Here is a 17,018-nt window from a genome sequence, read left to right as displayed (position 1 = left end):
CAGCCGCTTTAAAAATTTAGATCAAAAACATTGCTACTATTGTGGTTACGATGAGGCCCAAAATGACCGGTACGAGGTTTCGTCTTGCGAGTTCGAATGGGTCAACATTACAGATGGCGGCTGCCGGAATTAACGCCCATGGGATAAGTGTACCGCCGCCTACCCAAATGGCGGCAATTTGCCCAAGTGCTGTCAGCGTGGCCGCCCCTTTACCAATTGCGATGGCAAATAAACTTGCAACCGATCCGGCAAGGGAAATTCCCGAGAATCCGGAACCATCTAGTCCGGTAATAGCGCCAACTGTTGTTAAAGTAACAGCCCCGACTGCTTTACTTAAGGGAACAACGCCAGCAAGGGCAACACCTAAATCATTGACGATTCCTTGCGAAGCTTTTGGTAAAAAGTCGCCAATAATTTTTCCAAATCCGGAATCACCTAAATAGAAAAAAGCAGCGATTGGGATTACGGGGCCAAATACCTTAAATCCGAAGGTGAATCCTTCAATTAAATATTGAGTTGTTTTTTCAAGTCCCTTGTTTTTGTGACTTGTTAATGTGATCAATAAAAGAATTAGGATCGAGGTTCCGCCGATTAATGCAGTTGCATCCCCGCCTGCTAAATCGAGGATAGACATGGCAGCCACGTCAGCTGCAAATAATAATGGAACGAGGATAGCGAAGAATCGTTTTTGGGCTGTGGATAAAAGTTCCGGCTGGTTGGAAACTTCTGTCGGTGACTGCGATACAACTGCCGGTGCCGTTTTCAGAACGCCCTGCTTCATATCCCTTTTTAAAAAGTAAAAGGCAGCCACAGTTGTCACAAGTCCCATAATAAATACCAACGGGATGCTGGCATTAATAACGTCTTGGATAGGAAGTCCGGCAGCATCAGCCGTCAGTTTTGGTGCTGCCTGAATCACAAAGTCTCCCGATAAGGCAATCCCGTGTCCGAACAAGTTCATCGCCATCGCAACGCCAAGTGCCGGAAGTCCTGCTCTAATCGCCACCGGTAGAAGAACAGCTCCTAGAAGGGCTACTGCAGGTGAAGGCCAGAAGAACCAGGAAATGACCATCATGAGAATACCAATAGTCCAATAGGCAAGAGTAGGGTTACGGATCAATTTTCGAAAAGGAGAAATCATGACATCATTAATCCCGGTTGTTGTTAACGTGTTGCTCATGGCGACAATGATGGAAATCACAAGAATAGTAGACAATAACTCGGTAATGGCATAGCTGAAACTATTAAAGATACTGCTAATCGCATGACTTAAACTGCCGGTGGCTGTAATCGCGATTAAGAATATCCCGGCAATACAAACAATCGTCGTATCGCGTCGCATGATCATAACCCCGATAATAAGCGCAATAAAGACTACATATATCCAATGAAGAGCAGTAAGCTCGACAATCATTCATTTTCCTCCTCTCTACTACCCAAGGATCATGGGCATTCGCCCTGTTTGGATGTAATACAGAATATGAAAATTGCAACAAGTGGTGAGGAGGAAAGGAAGAAATTTTATTTAAAAAAGGAAATAAAAAAATGGAGTAATATCCTCCATTTCAGCTGTAACAAAGCCTATTCCGTTATCGTATATTTGCTTACGTATGAGCCGCTTTCGAAAATTTTTGGCTGCAGGTTATTCACGAACGCATTAGTTTGGTGTGTTCCAAAAAAAGACTCGGAACTTTGCCACGTTTGATAGGAAAGTTCATTTTCCCACACCGTCATGATGACATATGTATTAGAAGATAACGGGCGAAGAATTCGAAATGAACTAAACCCTGACTGATTCTCCACTTTTCTGATACTATTTTTCATTTGATGTTCAAATACGGGGCGTCCTTCTTCTGTCACAGGAATATTGTTCATGACCGCAAAGCCCTCTTTTTTTAATTCACCGCTTGCTTCCAGCACTTCATAGCGGCGCGGTTCTTTAAATAAGGTTTTTCCGTTTGTTTCATGAAGTAATAAGGCTCCATTCTGATTGACCATGGTCACCATTACTTCTTCTGGATATGTGTTTTCCATCCTTTTTAAAAAATCGAATGTTCCTGCGGTCAAAAAGATGTTCATTTGCATCTTCCCCTTTCAATAATAATTTTCTACTAGTCTATACTGATAATTCTCCAGTATGCTCACTGTTAAATCAAATAATTTATCGCGAGAAATACGACTTTTTTTTGACAGTTATTATCGTTATCTATACACAAATAGGATAAACAGATATAGTGGAGAGAGTTTACATCAAGCGAAAGTTTTTAAATTTATGCGTAATATATTAAAATGGAATGCAGACATGTCTTTGAAAGGTGGATTTTATTCATGAATAGAACATTTAATGAAACATTTTTAAAAGCAGCCAGAGGAGAGAAAACAGATCATGTACCTGTCTGGTATATGCGCCAAGCTGGGCGGTCCCAGCCGGAGTACCGGGAAATTAAAGAAAAGTATTCGCTATTTGAAATCACACATCAGCCTGAACTCTGTGCATATGTTACACGCTTACCTGTTGAACAGTACAACGTTGATGCAGCAATTCTTTACAAAGATATCATGACTCCACTTCCAGCGATGGGGATGAATGTGGAAATTAAGGGTGGAATTGGACCAGTAATTGACAATCCGATCCAATCACTAGCCGATGTTGAAAAATTAACAGAAATTCATCCGGAAGAAGATGTTCCGTATGTATTAGACACAATCAAGTTATTAACGAGAGAGCAATTGAATGTGCCATTAATTGGTTTTTCTGGAGCACCGTTTACCCTTGCTAGCTACATGATAGAAGGCGGCCCTTCAAAAAACTACAATAAGACAAAAGCGTTCATGTATACAGAGCCTAAAGCATGGTTTGCATTAATGGATAAACTAGGCGATATGGTTATTACATACGTGAAGTCACAAATAAAGGCTGGCGCAAAGGCAATCCAGATTTTTGATTCATGGGTTGGGGCCTTAAATGTAGAGGATTACCGTTATTTCATTAAGCCTATTATGAATCGAATCTTTGCGTCATTAAAAGAAGAAAATGTTCCGTTAATTATGTTCGGTGTTGGCGCAAGCCACCTGGCATTAGAATGGAATGACCTTCCTATCGATGTTGTTGGGTTAGACTGGCGCTTGCCAATTCAACAGGCAAGAGCACTTGGCATTCATAAAACTGTTCAAGGCAACCTTGATCCTGCTATTCTCTTAGCTCCTTGGGAGGTTATTGAGGAAAGAGCAAAAGCAATCTTAGACCAAGGCATGGCACAAGACGGTTATATCTTTAATTTAGGTCACGGGGTATTCCCATCTGTTAAACCAGAAACGTTGAAAAGATTAGCATCATTCATACATGAGTATTCTGCCTCCAAATCAAGTCGCTAGGTGCTCGTCAGCAAGTGTTAAAATTGGTAAGCTGTCCAGTTTTTTGGCACAATAGAATGAGCTGCTTTTTAAGGGTCATTAGGATTAGTAGAATCATGGCCCTTTTTTACCTAAAAAAGCAAACGCGTAGAGACTTAAAAATGAGGTGCTAGCAATATGACAAAGAAGAAAATGGGCCTCCTTGTAATGGCTTACGGAACCCCATATAAATTAGAGGATTTAGAAAGATATTATACGCATATTCGTCATGGCCGGAAACCAACTCCAGAGATGATTGACGAGCTTCGCAGTCGTTACGAAGCAATCGGCGGGATTTCTCCACTTGCAAAAATCACTCTTGACCAGGCGGAAAAGCTTGAAGAGCACTTAAATAAAATTCAAGATCAAATCGAATTTAAAATGTATTTAGGGTTAAAACACATCGAACCATTCATTGAAGATGCTGTTAAACAAATGCATGAAGACGGGATTGAAGAGGCAGTTAGCATTGTCCTGGCGCCTCATTTTTCAACCTTTAGTGTCAAATCATACAACGGAAGAGCTGTAGAGGAAGCAGAAAAATTGGGCGGCTTAAAAATTAGAACAATTGAAAGCTGGTATCAGGAGCCAAAATTTATTGGCTATTGGGCCGAAAAAGTGAAACAAATCTTCGAACAGTTGCCGGAAGAAGAAAAAGATGAAGCAGTACTTATTGTATCAGCACATAGCTTGCCAGAGAAGATCTTACAATTTCAAGACCCTTATCCAAAACAGCTTCAGGAAACAGCTGATTTAATTGCGGAACAAGCAGGAATAAAGAATTATCAAATTGGCTGGCAAAGTGCCGGAAATACTCCAGAGCCATGGATTGGGCCAGACGTACAGGATTTAACAAGGGATTTATATAAAGAACATCATTATAAAGCATTTGTTTACGCACCTGTCGGGTTTGTCTGTGATCACCTAGAAGTGCTATATGATAATGATTTTGAATGTAAAAATGTAACGGACGAAATAGGAGCAAGCTACTACCGTCCGGAAATGCCGAATGCCAAGGAAGAATTTATAGATTGCTTAGCAGCTGTCGTTCTTAAAATGGCAGCGGAATGAACATTGTAGGAAAATAAACGGAAGAAGGTGACGTCCGTGACGGAAGAAAAACAAAAGGTTGTCATTATTGGAGGAGGAATAACAGGGCTCGCGTCGGCTTTCTATCTTCAAAAAACAATCCAGGAACATAAACTGCCAATCGAAATTCAACTCATAGAAGCATCACACCGTCTCGGAGGAAAGATGCAGACCGCCCATCGCGACGGATACACGATAGAAAGAGGCCCGGATTCATTTTTGGCGCGGAAAACAAGCATTATACGACTGGCAAAGGAAGTTGGGATGGATGACCAATTAATTCCTAATTCCACGGGTAAATCGTATGTTCTCGTTAACGAGAAACTGCACTCTATGCCCGGAGGTTCGATCATGGGAATTCCTACAGAGATAGGACCATTTCTTACAACAGGTCTTTTTTCCGTTCCCGGTAAACTAAGAGCTGCGGCTGATTTTATTCTCCCTCGGTCTGAAAGTGGAAAAGACCAATCATTAGGCGAGTTCTTTAGAAGAAGATTGGGCAATGAAGTGGTTGAAAATTTAATCGAACCGTTATTATCAGGCATTTATGCCGGTGATATTGACCAATTGAGCCTAATGTCCACGTTCCCGCAATTTTACGAGGTGGAACAGAAATACCGAAGCCTGATCATGGGAATGAAAAGATCCTCCCCAACACAACCGAAAAAACCTGAGACTAAGGAAAAAACAAAAGGTGCTTTTTTAACCTTCAAAAGCGGTCTTCAATCATTTGCGGAAGCGATTGAAGCAAAACTGGACCCTAAGTCGATTTTAAAAGGGCACCGTGTTGATAAAATTACTAAAGTACAGCAAAAATATGAAATTTACCTTAATAATGGGGAAACGATAAAGGCGGATTGTATTATTGCCGCTACCCCACACAAGGTAACGCAAATGATGTTTTCAACCTATAGCTTTTTTGATCCATTTAAATCCGTGCCATCAACATCCGTTGCTACAGTAGCATTAGCCTTTCCAAAAGAAGCAATTAAGAAAGATATTGATGGAACAGGATTTGTTGTTTCAAGAAACAGCGATTATTCCATCACTGCCTGTACTTGGACACATAAAAAGTGGGCTCATTCTACTCCAGAAGGGAAAGTATTGCTCCGCTGTTATGTAGGAAGAGCGGGAGATGAAACAATTGTCGACCTTTCAGATGATCAAATCATTAAAATTGTGCTCGATGACCTAAAGAAAACCATGGATATCACGATGAATCCTGATTTCGCGCTTGTTTCCCGTTGGAAGAATTCGATGCCGCAATATACCGTAGGACACAAACAACGGTTAACAGGCATTTTAGAGCAAGTAAAAGCAGAGTTACCAGGAGTATTCTTGGCTGGTTCATCTTATGGAGGCGTCGGCATTCCCGATTGCATTGATCAAGGAGAGGCAGCCGTCCAGAACGTACTCGATTACTTAAAAGTGAACAATATTTCAAAAGAAGCTGTCTATTAATGTCAGCTTCTTTTTTTTCCTTGCCATCAAATAAAAATGGATGTATACTCTTAAAGTATTAACTGACTGAAATATTCATACGGTCATTTATGGATATTTGAAGTCAAACTAAATGTGTATGTTTTAAGGATTGTCACTCATGATAGTCCCTATTTTTAGCAGTATAATGACCAAATGAACAAAATAGTCATTAATATAAAAGGAGGTTTTCAAGGTGAAAAACATCTTGTTAAAGGAAGAGCTATTGACGATTTTCAAAAATAAAAAAGTGCTTATTCCCATTATTGCCGTTATGTTTGTCCCTGTTATGTATGCCGGTATGTTTTTATGGGCGTTCTGGGATCCATATGACAAACTAAACGAGCTGCCAGTTGCGGTTGTGAATCAAGACGCAGGTGCAACACTTGACGGCAATCACCTTAAATTGGGTGATGACTTGGTTGCAAAGCTAAAGAAAAGCAAGGACTTTGGTTTTGAATTTGTTGATAAAGAAGAAGGCTATAAAAATCTAAAAGACCAAAAATATTATATGGTCATTGAAATTCCAAAGGATTTTTCCAAGAACGCCACCACCTTATTGGACGAAAAGCCGAAAAAACTAGAACTAATTTATACCCCAAACGAGAGCTATAACTTCCTTTCAGCGCAAATCGGCGGTACAGCAGCAGAAAAGATTAAAACAGCTGTTGCTGAAAAGGTAACCGAGACATATGCTGAAACAATGTTTGATAAAATTACCGAGCTTGCTGACGGCGTTGTAAAAGCAAGCGATGGTGCAGGTCAATTAAGCGACGGCTCAGTTGATTTAAATAAAGGCTCCGAGGATTTAAATGAAGGTCTTGCGACGCTGGCAAAGAAATCGATTGAATTTAACAATGGGATGAAAACAGCGGATGCTGGTTCTACTAAACTTGCCGCAGGCTCAACTGAACTGAAAAACGGGTTAGCAAAAGCAGATGCCAATCTGCCATTGCTTATTGCTGGTACAAAAGATGCCTACTTAGGTGCTGAACAATTAAAGCGTGACCTTCCAGCAGGGATTGCCTCTGGGATTGAAAAAGAATTAACCGGAAGTGTTGGTGAACTAAACAATGGTATTGATCAGTTTAAGTCTCAATTATCCGGGATGTTAGCGGCACAAATTGCTGAGCAAACCATTACAGAACAAACAGAAAAAATGCAGAAATTAGCTCAAACCTTAATTGATAACAAAGTAGACCCGGCACTCGTACAAGGAATAATGGCTAATGAGCAAAAAAATGCACCAACGAAAGAACAGTTACAACAACAAATCTTAGCAGAATTAAACCCGAAACTAGACGCAGGCTTTAAGCAATTTAAATCAGGCGTTAATGAAAAATTAGCCGGCTCAACGAACGGCTTGGAAGATAAAATTAAAGCACAAACAACCCCTTATTTCGATCAATTGATTACCGGTATTGGCAAAATTAATAGTGGTCAGCAAGATCTTCAAAAAGGGATTCATGACTTATATGCAGGTTCAGGAGAGTTGAAAAATGGCGCTTCTGACCTTTCAAATGGGATGAACCAATTAACAGCAGGTGCCTCCGCCATTACATCTGGAGCAGGGCAATTGGCCGATGGTTCGGACCAATTAAAAGATGGTACAACGAAACTTTCAGATGGTGCCAAAGAGTTGGCTGATAAGTTATCAGATGGTGCCAAAGAAGCTTCAAAGGTTCATTCTGATGATAAAACCTATAATATGATGGCAGATCCAGTAAAACTCAATAATGAAAAAATTAATCATGTGCCTAACTATGGAACAGGATTTGCACCATACTTCCTTTCTCTAGGTTTGTTTGTTGGTGCACTGCTGTTATCGATTGTCTTTCCGCTTCGTGATGCGGCGGTCGTGCCTTCAAGTGGATTTAATTGGTTTTTTAGCAAGTTTTCGATTATGGCCGGTGTTGGGATTATCCAAGCTATAGTTGCCGACATTATTCTTCTTGCAGGGTTAGGACTTGAAGTTCAAAGTATACCGATATTTATTTTGTTCTCAATCATTACAAGTTTAACTTTTGTCGCGTTAATTCAGCTTCTTGTTTCAGTATTTGCTGATGCAGGGCGATTCATTGCAATTGTTATTCTTATTTTCCAATTAACAACAAGCGCAGGAACATTCCCGCTTGAATTAATTCCAAACTTCTTACAGCATTTTAATGCATTCCTGCCAATGACGTATTCTGTGAGTGGCTTAAAGGCAGTAATTTCAAGCGGCGACTTTAGCTTCATGTGGCAAAACTTTATGATTCTATCGAGCTTCCTTGCTGCATTCGCCCTTGTTACTATCTTGTATTTTACAATGAGACATAAACATCAGTTTAAACATCAAAATACTACTTTAGTAAGTGAATAAGTTTTACGAACCAGCCGTAATGTTTTCGGCTGGTTTTTCTAATTTTTATCTGCTTAATGAAAAGAATTGAATATTTGAGTATATTAAAAGTGAGTCTATTGAGATGGAGGATTATTCATGAAACTAACAGTTATCGGTTTTTGGGGCGGATACCCGAAACAGAATGCAGCCAGCTCTGGCTATTTACTTGAACATTATGGCTTTCAATTATTAATCGATTGCGGGAGCGGAGTTCTTTCCAAATTGCAAAATATTACTCAGCCAGACGAGCTGGATGCGGTCATCATTTCTCACTATCATCCTGACCACATCGCAGATATTGGTGTCCTGCAGCATGCTAGACTGATTCAAGGGTTTTTAGGCAAGGAATTCCCAACATTACCCCTATATGGACATGAATTTGACAAACATGAATTTGCCAAATTGACTTATAAAAATATTACTCAAGGTGTTGCCTATGATCCCACTAGTACAATTATGATAGGACCATTCCAAGTTTCATTTTTAAAAACTAATCATCCTGTCCCATGCTATGCGATGAGAATCGAAGCAGGCGGGAAAGCGATTGTGTACACAGCTGATAGTTCCTTTAAAGAAGAGTTTATCGAATTCAGCCGCAACTCCGATGTTTTACTATGTGAATGCAATTTTTACGGGCATCAAAACGGCCAGTCAGCAGGACATATGAACAGCGTGGAGGCAGGTCAATTTGCAGAAAAAGCAGCTGTTAAACAGTTAATTCTCACCCATCTGCCCCATTACGGAACTTTATCTGATTTAATTAATGAGGCCTCGGGCGAATATACTGGTATAATTAAACTTGCAGACGAGTTTCTATCAATTTCACTATAAGAAGGGGCAGAATAAAATGTTATTTATTGATAATAAAGGCATCACCGACCCGCGTATTAATCTTGCGATTGAAGAATATGCGTTGAAAAATCTTGATATCAACGAAACGTATTTATTATTTTACATAAATGAACCATCCATCATCATTGGAAAAAATCAAAACACGATTGAAGAAATTAATACAGAGTATGTAGAGAGTAATGGGATTCACGTTGTTCGCAGGTTATCAGGCGGTGGAGCGGTATACCATGATCTTGGCAATTTGAATTTTAGTTTTATTACGAAGGATGATGGAGAAAGCTTTCATAATTTCCGCAAATTTACGGAGCCGGTAATTGCAGCACTGAACAAATTAGGCGTAAATGCTGAGCTCAGCGGCAGAAATGATATTGAGGTAGAGGGAAGAAAAATTTCCGGAAATGCGCAGTTTTCAACGAAGGGAAGAATGTTCAGTCACGGCACCCTGATGCTTAATTCCGAAATAGAAAACGTTGTATCAGCGTTAAGAGTTAAAAAAGATAAGATTGAATCAAAGGGAATTAAATCAGTTCGCAGCCGTGTTGCCAACATTTCCGAGTTTATAACAGAAAAAATCGAAATGGATGAGTTCCGTTCGTTGCTTCTAAAATACATTTTCGACGGGCAAGAGGAAATACCAGAATATGTGCTGACGGAAGAGGATTGGGAACAGATTCATCAGCTCTCTAAAGAACGCTACCGCAACTGGGAATGGAATTATGGGAAATCACCTAATTTCAATCTCCAGCATTCTCATCGTTTTCCAGTGGGCTCCATCGATGTCCGTCTAGAAGTAAACAAAGGCATTTTAGAGAATTGTAAAATTTACGGCGACTTTTTTGGCGTCGGCGACGTCAGAGAAATTGAAAATTGCTTAAAGGACATTCGCTACGAAAAAAGCGAAATCGAAAAAGCACTAGCAGCAATTGATACGAGCTATTATTTTGGGAAAATTACGAAGGAAGAATTCATTAACTTAATTTACTAACAACAAGGCTGTGTTAAAGAACATTGTTGATTTTGAGCACCATGTTGATTGGAGTGGAAGGCGTGAGACTCCTGCGGGAGCAGCGGGACAGGTGAGACCCCGCAGGCGCTATAGCGCCGAGGAGGCTCACCGCCCGCCCCGCGAACCGCTCGCGCCTGGAACGGAAATCAACATTTACTTTTAACACAGCCAAAAACACGGTGAAAACACCGTGTTTTTTGTTGCAAATTTATTTCTTGCACTTGAATACTTAAGATTCTAGCAATATAATATATTTAGAAAATTTCTACGAATTTATGAATGACTATTCATTCACTTAGGGGAGGGAAATCATGAATCTATCATTAAAGCTTCATGAAACAGCTAAGAAATTTGCTGATAAACCGGCGTATTATTTTATGGATCAAGCAAGTACTTATGCAGAACTAGATGGGGCGATTACAAGATTCGCTTCAGGTCTTGAAAAACTAGGGGTCAAAAAAGGGGATCATATTGCCTTATTATTGGGGAACTCACCACATTTTGTAATCAGCTTATATGGGGCGCTGCGGCTAGGGGTAACCGTCATTCCCGTAAATCCAATTTATACACCAGATGAAATTGGCTATATTTTAAATAACGGCGATGTGAAAACGGTCGTTGCACTTGACTTAGCGATCCCATTGGCGGAAAAAATGCATACGTTTCTGCCTAAAGTAGAGAATTATGTATTCTGTGAAACAACGCCAAACAGTATTGTCCAATCAGAAATTGAAAATCTTACTGTCTACCCAAAAATGAAATCGTTTTCAGAGATTGTTGCTGCGGGGGAATTGTCTTTCCAAGGTCCTGAACTAAAGGAAGAGGATACCGCGATTATTCTTTATACCTCCGGAACTACCGGAAAACCAAAGGGTGCGATGTTAACCCATAAGAATTTATTTAGTAACGCCAACGATGTCAGCGAATACCTAAAAATGAATAATGATGACAGAGTAGTAACAGCGCTGCCAATGTTTCATGTTTTTTGCTTAACGGTATCCTTAAATGCACCATTATTAAGCGGTGCAACAATGTTAATTGTGCCGAAATTTAGTCCTAAGGAAATTTTTGCGCTTGTTAAAGACTATGAAGCCACTGTTTTTGCCGGTGTCCCGACCATGTATAATTTCCTTCATCAATATCCTGAAGGAAATCCTGATGACCTGAAATCATTGCGTTTGTGCATTTCAGGCGGGGCTTCGATGCCTGTCGCTTTATTAAAGAATTTTGAACAGAAATTTAATGTGTTGGTTTCTGAAGGGTATGGGTTATCAGAGGCGTCGCCTGTCACAAGCTTTAACCCGCTTGACCGTCCGCGCAAGCCTGGCTCGATTGGTACATCAATACTAAGAGTGGAGAATAAAGTGGTCGATGAATTAGGGGAAGAGGTTCCTGTCGGCGCTGTTGGTGAACTAATTGTCCGCGGTCCAAATGTAATGAAGGGCTATTATAAAATGCCGGAGGAAACTGCCGCAGCAATCCGCAATGGCTGGCTTCATACCGGTGATATGGCGAGAATGGATGAAGAGGGATATTTCTATATCGTCGATCGGAAAAAAGATTTAATTCTTGTTGGCGGCTATAATGTTTATCCACGAGAGGTTGAAGAAGTCCTCTACAATCATCCTGATGTGGTTGAAGTCGCTGTTGTCGGTGTTCCCGACTCTAACCAAGGTGAAGCAGTAAATGCCTATGTTGTCAGAAAAAATCCGGAACTTAACAAGGAGCAAGTCCTCGAATATTGTAAGGAGCATCTTGCTAAGTATAAAGTCCCAACGACGATTGAGTTTTTGGAGGAACTGCCTAAGAACACGACAGGAAAGATATTAAGGCGTGCCCTTAAGGTCCAGGTTACACAAGCTGTTGGAAAATAATTTTTATAGAAATTTTTAATGAAAAAGGCAGGCATTTGGCCTGCCTTTTTAGAATTTATGTACTGAAGGGGTGAAAAAATTGGAGCAAATTTTACTTGAGATTAAAAATCATGCGGCGATAGTTACCATTAATCGGGCCGAAGCATTAAATGCTTTTAATTATGAGACATTACTTGAATTGCAGAGCAAAGTGGAACAAATTCGTATCAACCCGGATATCCGCGCTGTCATATTTATTGGAGCAGGAGAGAAGGCCTTTAGTGTTGGTGCCGATTTAAAAGAACGAAAAAACCTTACAGATGAGCAAGTGAAGCGAAATTTGTTTAAAATAAATGAGGTTTTCAATGCCATTGATCAACTACCGCAGCCAACGATTGCAGCCATTAATGGCTTTGCCTTTGGCGGCGGCATGGAACTTGCCTTGGCCTGCGATTTTCGGTTTGCAGCAAAAGAGGCATTAATGGGTCTAACCGAAACGAGCCTTGCTATTATTCCAGGTGCTGGCGGAACACAGCGGCTTCCAAGACTAATCGGTCAGGCAAGAGCATTGGAGCTCATCCTGACCGCACGACGGCTGACAGCGGATGAGGCTTTCAACTACGGGCTTCTTACGAAAGTTGTTGAGCGAATAAATTTAGTAAATGAGAGCCTATCCTTTTGCAGACAATTGCTTGCAAATGGTCCAATTGCGCTCCAGCAAGCAAAGTTTGCGATTAAAAATGGGATGAATGCTGACATAAATACAGGGCTTCAAATTGAAAGAAAGGCTTACGAGATGACGCTCCCGACAGAAGACCGCGTCGAGGCCTTACAAGCTTTTTCTGAAAAAAGAAAACCAATTTTTAAAGGGAAATAAAACATGGCGGCCGCCATGTTTTTTTTATGCTTTGTTCTAATTTATCGCTTTTGTACTAAACTATGTATAGAGAGGTTGTACACAAAGGGGGACAAAATCATGGTGAGAAAAATGGGGGTCTATGCGGTTTTGGCCTTTGTCCTATATGGATTATTTTTTTATTGGTATTTATTTTATTTTGCCGATACGAAACTGCCATTTGAATATGAAGGTTCAAAAGCCGACCCATCAACATTTCTAAACGGAAGAGAGCTAGACTTAAGCGAGGATTATTCGAAAATTAGAAACCTCCTGTTTTTCTTATCGACTCCGTTCGAATGGCTTTTCTATTTTCTTATTTTATTATTTGGATTCTCAAAGGCATTTAAGCGCTGGGCTGAAAATACTTCTAAGTATAGACTGCTGCAAACGGCAATCTATCTGATTTGGTTATCCTTTTTTGCCTTTGTAGCGACATTACCTTTAAACTACATTAGTTATTCTTTATCGAAAACGTATCATATTTCAACACAAACCTTTGCCTCATGGATGAAAGACGAGCTGATTGACTTTTGGATTAATTATGGAACCTGGTTAATTATTGTTCCGATTCTTTACTGGCTGATGAAGAAAAGTCAAAAGCGCTGGTGGCTTTATGGCTGGCTGTTATCAATCCCGTTTACCATTTTCATGATGTTCCTGCAGCCGGTTGTCATCGACCCGTTATATAATGATTTTTATCCTTTAAAAAATAAGGAGCTGGAAACGAAGATTCTGACGCTTGCCGACAAGGCAGAGATTCCTGCGAAGCATGTATTTGAAGTAAATATGGCGAATAAAACGAACGCTTTAAATGCCTATGTAACGGGGATTGGCTCTAATGCTAGAATTGTCCTTTGGGATACGACTTTAAATAGGCTGTCGGATAACCAAATATTATTTATCATGGCCCACGAAATGTGCCATTATGTCGAGAAACATATTTATTTCGGGATAGGCGGCTACCTGCTGCTTTCGCTGCTCGGGCTTTATTTGACCTACAGGTTAATGAATTGGGCAGCACGGCGTTTTGGCAAGGAACTGAAAATCTCAGATGTAAGGGATATTCGCTCACTCCCATTATTTTTCATGATTCTGTCCATGCTGTTATTTGTGGCCAGCCCTTTAACAAATTTGACTTCCCGTTATGAGGAAAAACGGGCTGACAGGTATGCGATTGAAATGACCAAAAATCCAGAGGCAGCGATCACCTCTTTTCAGGAATTAACCCGCTCAGGATTAAGCCAGGTGAACCCGCCGTTCTTGGTAAAAATTTTCCGTTATACACATCCTCCGATGCTTGACCGTATTTCCACGCTTGAGGAATACCAGGTAAAACATCGAAATGAACAATAAAAATAAGGCTAAAGACAATCTCTATGTCTTTAGCCTTATTTTTTTTCAAAAGAAGAACCGTCTTGTCGACGGTTCGGTGGGAATGTGTTTTAAGTTCCAAATCGTTTATTAATTTCCTTCAGCTGCCCAGATAAACGGAGAAATAAATTTTTGTCACGACGGTCAATGGCCAAGTCAATTTTTTGCAATAATTTTTCCTTTTCAACCGTTAGCTGGATCTCGGATAGGAGCATGTCGATGTATAAATCTTGGACGAAGTTCTCTTTCATTCGATTGCGTTTCATGGCACCAAGCTTCATTAATTCGGTGTATGATTTTTCATTCATGAAAATCACCTCTGATGCTTTTTATAATTATATGGATTTTTTCGCTTAATATCAACGAATAATTATAATTTTCTGAAAAATATTTTCTTGGCATAAAATTTGTGAATAAATTCGCAACATTTCAAAATGGAGGTGGAATCCGAAACCAGTAGTGGTAAGATATGGTGGATACTATAAAAAGGAGTTGAATGTGTTGCAGGAAAAGATAATAGAAGATTATGAGGTTAATTCACGTACCATGTTTATTGTCCCGGTGAAATATGGAAGTAAAGTTTATTCCAAAATTTACGAAGTGGAGGATGTGTTTTTGTGTCCATTAAGCCCATTGGAGATTATCAAAAAAAGCTGCAATTATTTTGGAGTCGATTACGAAAGCAGGAGAAAGGGTTCCCGAAATATCATTGGCAATAAACGAAAGCTTCCGATTGTAATTGAATCAACTAACCAGCTCCTCTTTTTTCCTACGCTATCACCGTATAGCAAGGAATGTATTTGGATTGCATCTGAACATGTGAAGGATTATCAGCGTATCGGGCCACAAGAGGCATTAATCCTTTTCTATAATAAACAAACCCACCACTTCCCAGTGCCTTGCTCAACAATTGAAGCGCAAATGTTAAAAACTTCGTTATTAAAAACACGGCTTATGCAGAGAATAGAAAATAATGAGAAAAGGCTAAATTATATATTGAGCAGAACTAAACTGCCCCAGGCATTAGAAACCACTCGTCAATACGATAGTGAGTTTCATGTGAAAAATCCAAAATAAGTGCTTCTTATTTCTTACGCTAACGGGATAGGTGTTTTTTTAATAAATACGCTTCCATTAATTCTTGAACCTTGTTGCGAATTCTTGGATTAAAGTAATTATGGTTTTCTTCATAACCTTTATAAATAAACATAAACATCGTAAAGGCATCGTCCCGTTTAGTTTCAATGACTTGAAGTTTATTCTTTTTCAGATACTGTTTTACCTCAGAAAGTTCCTTCTGCACGTCCTTCATCGCTTCTTCGATTAAATCCAAATAAGGCTTCTTTAATTTAAATGGCGCATTTTCCACCACAGACAAATCTCGGTTTAAGACGATTAGTACCATCGGTAAATAAATAGCCTTCTCCATGATGTCACGATCTTCCTCAGGAATTCTGGTCATTTTGCTACCGCACCTTTCTATAATATCGAACTAATGTTCTTATTTAATTTTACAAAAAAGAAACGTTAAAAGCAATAGAACTTTTCCTTTAGTAGCTCGTCGATAATTGACGAGCTTTCTTTGTTGCAAAAAATGACCGATATATGAGAAAGTTTTTATTAATAGAAGGATATCTGATAGGGGAAAATGAATTAAATGAAGAAACCTTTAAAAATAAAAAAAGTCGTTTATAGGCGAAGTTCAAATCAAGAGCGAATGGGTGGTAAACAATGAGGGCAGATAGATATCAACATAATAAGAAAAAGAGAAGATGGACGTCCATTTTGCTTGTATGCCTATTACTAATCGGTGCAGTTGCTGGCTATGCCTATTTTCAGTTTAAACAAGGAGTTAACCAATCATTAAAAAAAATAAATAATGATAATAAACAAGCAAATGAGGTCTACACATTTGAAGGGAAGAAAGATCAGTATGGGGATACGAATATCCTCTTGCTAGGCAGTGACGCACGGGGAAAAGAAAAGGCCCGAGCAGATACAATCATGATTGCTCATTATAACGAAGACAAAGGGACATTTAAGCTGACTTCTATAATGAGAGATAGTTACGTCGAAATTCCTGGATATGGCAAGCATAAAATCAATTCGGCCTTTGCCCGCGGCGGGCCGGAATTAATAAGGAAGACAATTAAACAGAATTTTGATATCGATCTGCAATATTATGCAATTGTCGATTTTGATGGCTTTGTCCAGCTGATTGACGAGGCTTTCCCGGATGGCGTCGAAATAAATGTAGAGAAAAAGATGGAGAAAAATATTTATATGACGTTAGAGCCCGGTCTGCAAAGATTGAATGGCACGCAAATGCTTGGCTATGTACGCTTCCGGTATGATGCCATGAGCGATTTTGGAAGGGTAGAACGTCAGCAAAAAGCAGTTAAAGCGATTAGAGAGCAATTAAGCGGATTTAAAACGATTGCCAAACTCCCCAAATTAATTGGTGTCCTCAGCCCATACGTAAATACAAATATCGATACTGCAGATGCATTATTTATGGGTAAGGACTTCCTTTCTAGTAATAGAGGCACAATGGCTACACTTAGGATTCCGGTCGAAAATAGCTTTACGGAGCCGCGAATACAAGGGGAAGGAGCCGTTTTGGATATTGATGTCGAAAAAAACAAAGAGGCACTGCATCAATTTATTACCGAGTAACATCGTTCAAACCAACTA

General features: G+C 39.7%; 15 protein-coding genes. 11 read left to right on the top strand and 4 right to left on the bottom strand.

The window, feature by feature from the left end; all coding sequences use genetic code 11:
* Positions 1 to 16 precede the first annotated feature (16 nt).
* Positions 17 to 1,414, bottom strand: a complete 1,398-nt coding sequence (locus tag ACFVSW_RS04050) for a hypothetical protein (RefSeq protein ID WP_387312488.1) — start codon at positions 1,412 to 1,414, stop codon at positions 17 to 19.
* 167 nt (positions 1,415 to 1,581) lie between these two features.
* Entirely contained in the window at positions 1,582 to 2,079 is a 498-nt protein-coding gene (locus ACFVSW_RS04045; RefSeq protein WP_387312486.1) for an antibiotic biosynthesis monooxygenase family protein, read from the bottom strand.
* Between the two features lie 249 nt (positions 2,080 to 2,328).
* Between ACFVSW_RS04045 and hemE the strand changes: the two genes are divergently transcribed.
* The 9 genes from hemE to ACFVSW_RS04000 all read left to right on the top strand — a co-directional run bounded on the left by hemE (position 2,329) and on the right by ACFVSW_RS04000 (position 14,306).
* On the top strand, positions 2,329 to 3,375 hold the full coding sequence (hemE, locus tag ACFVSW_RS04040; RefSeq protein WP_387312485.1) for a uroporphyrinogen decarboxylase: 1,047 nt from the start codon (positions 2,329 to 2,331) through the stop codon (positions 3,373 to 3,375).
* Between the two features lie 156 nt (positions 3,376 to 3,531).
* Entirely contained in the window at positions 3,532 to 4,464 is a 933-nt protein-coding gene (gene hemH, locus ACFVSW_RS04035; RefSeq protein ID WP_387312483.1) for a ferrochelatase, read from the top strand.
* A gap of 36 nt (positions 4,465 to 4,500) precedes the next feature.
* Positions 4,501 to 5,943 (top strand): protoporphyrinogen oxidase, encoded by a 1,443-nt coding sequence (hemY, locus tag ACFVSW_RS04030; protein ID WP_387312480.1) that lies wholly within the window; start codon positions 4,501 to 4,503, stop codon positions 5,941 to 5,943.
* Positions 5,944 to 6,157: 214 nt separating this feature from the next.
* Positions 6,158 to 8,323 carry a YhgE/Pip family protein gene (locus ACFVSW_RS04025; RefSeq protein ID WP_387312477.1) on the top strand — a complete coding sequence of 722 codons (2,166 nt, stop codon included), beginning with the start codon at positions 6,158 to 6,160 and terminating at the stop codon, positions 8,321 to 8,323.
* A gap of 117 nt (positions 8,324 to 8,440) precedes the next feature.
* Positions 8,441 to 9,175 carry an MBL fold metallo-hydrolase gene (locus ACFVSW_RS04020; RefSeq protein ID WP_387312474.1) on the top strand — a complete coding sequence of 245 codons (735 nt, stop codon included), beginning with the start codon at positions 8,441 to 8,443 and terminating at the stop codon, positions 9,173 to 9,175.
* Between the two features lie 16 nt (positions 9,176 to 9,191).
* Positions 9,192 to 10,181, top strand: a complete 990-nt coding sequence (lplA, locus tag ACFVSW_RS04015) for a lipoate--protein ligase (protein WP_387312471.1) — start codon at positions 9,192 to 9,194, stop codon at positions 10,179 to 10,181.
* Between the two features lie 332 nt (positions 10,182 to 10,513).
* Positions 10,514 to 12,076: a fatty acid--CoA ligase family protein gene (locus ACFVSW_RS04010; protein WP_387312469.1), complete on the top strand. Its 1,563-nt coding sequence runs from the start codon at positions 10,514 to 10,516 to the stop codon at positions 12,074 to 12,076.
* Positions 12,077 to 12,155: 79 nt separating this feature from the next.
* On the top strand, positions 12,156 to 12,932 hold the full coding sequence (locus ACFVSW_RS04005; protein WP_387312467.1) for an enoyl-CoA hydratase-related protein: 777 nt from the start codon (positions 12,156 to 12,158) through the stop codon (positions 12,930 to 12,932).
* A gap of 99 nt (positions 12,933 to 13,031) precedes the next feature.
* Positions 13,032 to 14,306 carry a M48 family metallopeptidase gene (locus ACFVSW_RS04000; protein WP_387312465.1) on the top strand — a complete coding sequence of 425 codons (1,275 nt, stop codon included), beginning with the start codon at positions 13,032 to 13,034 and terminating at the stop codon, positions 14,304 to 14,306.
* A gap of 89 nt (positions 14,307 to 14,395) precedes the next feature.
* On the opposite strand, the gene ACFVSW_RS03995 is transcribed toward ACFVSW_RS04000, so the two are convergent.
* Positions 14,396 to 14,632 (bottom strand): IDEAL domain-containing protein, encoded by a 237-nt coding sequence (locus ACFVSW_RS03995; protein WP_387312463.1) that lies wholly within the window; start codon positions 14,630 to 14,632, stop codon positions 14,396 to 14,398.
* Between the two features lie 193 nt (positions 14,633 to 14,825).
* Between ACFVSW_RS03995 and ACFVSW_RS03990 the strand changes: the two genes are divergently transcribed.
* Positions 14,826 to 15,401 carry a competence protein ComK gene (locus ACFVSW_RS03990; protein WP_387312461.1) on the top strand — a complete coding sequence of 192 codons (576 nt, stop codon included), beginning with the start codon at positions 14,826 to 14,828 and terminating at the stop codon, positions 15,399 to 15,401.
* 19 nt (positions 15,402 to 15,420) lie between these two features.
* Here ACFVSW_RS03990 and ACFVSW_RS03985 read toward each other — a convergent pair whose 3' ends face one another.
* Positions 15,421 to 15,786 (bottom strand): YhjD family protein, encoded by a 366-nt coding sequence (locus ACFVSW_RS03985; protein ID WP_387312458.1) that lies wholly within the window; start codon positions 15,784 to 15,786, stop codon positions 15,421 to 15,423.
* 269 nt (positions 15,787 to 16,055) lie between these two features.
* Here ACFVSW_RS03985 and ACFVSW_RS03980 point away from each other — a divergent pair, with 269 nt between their 5' ends.
* Positions 16,056 to 17,000, top strand: coding sequence for an LCP family protein (locus tag ACFVSW_RS03980; RefSeq protein ID WP_387312455.1), 945 nt, complete (start codon positions 16,056 to 16,058; stop codon positions 16,998 to 17,000).
* The last annotated feature ends 18 nt before the right edge of the window (positions 17,001 to 17,018 follow it).

The sequence above is a fragment of the Neobacillus sp. NPDC058068 genome (assembly GCF_042885335.1).
Lineage (GTDB): Bacteria > Bacillota > Bacilli > Bacillales > Cytobacillaceae > Neobacillus.
Note: the sequence above shows the minus strand (reverse complement) of the source record. Positions and strands in the feature narration are given on the sequence as shown.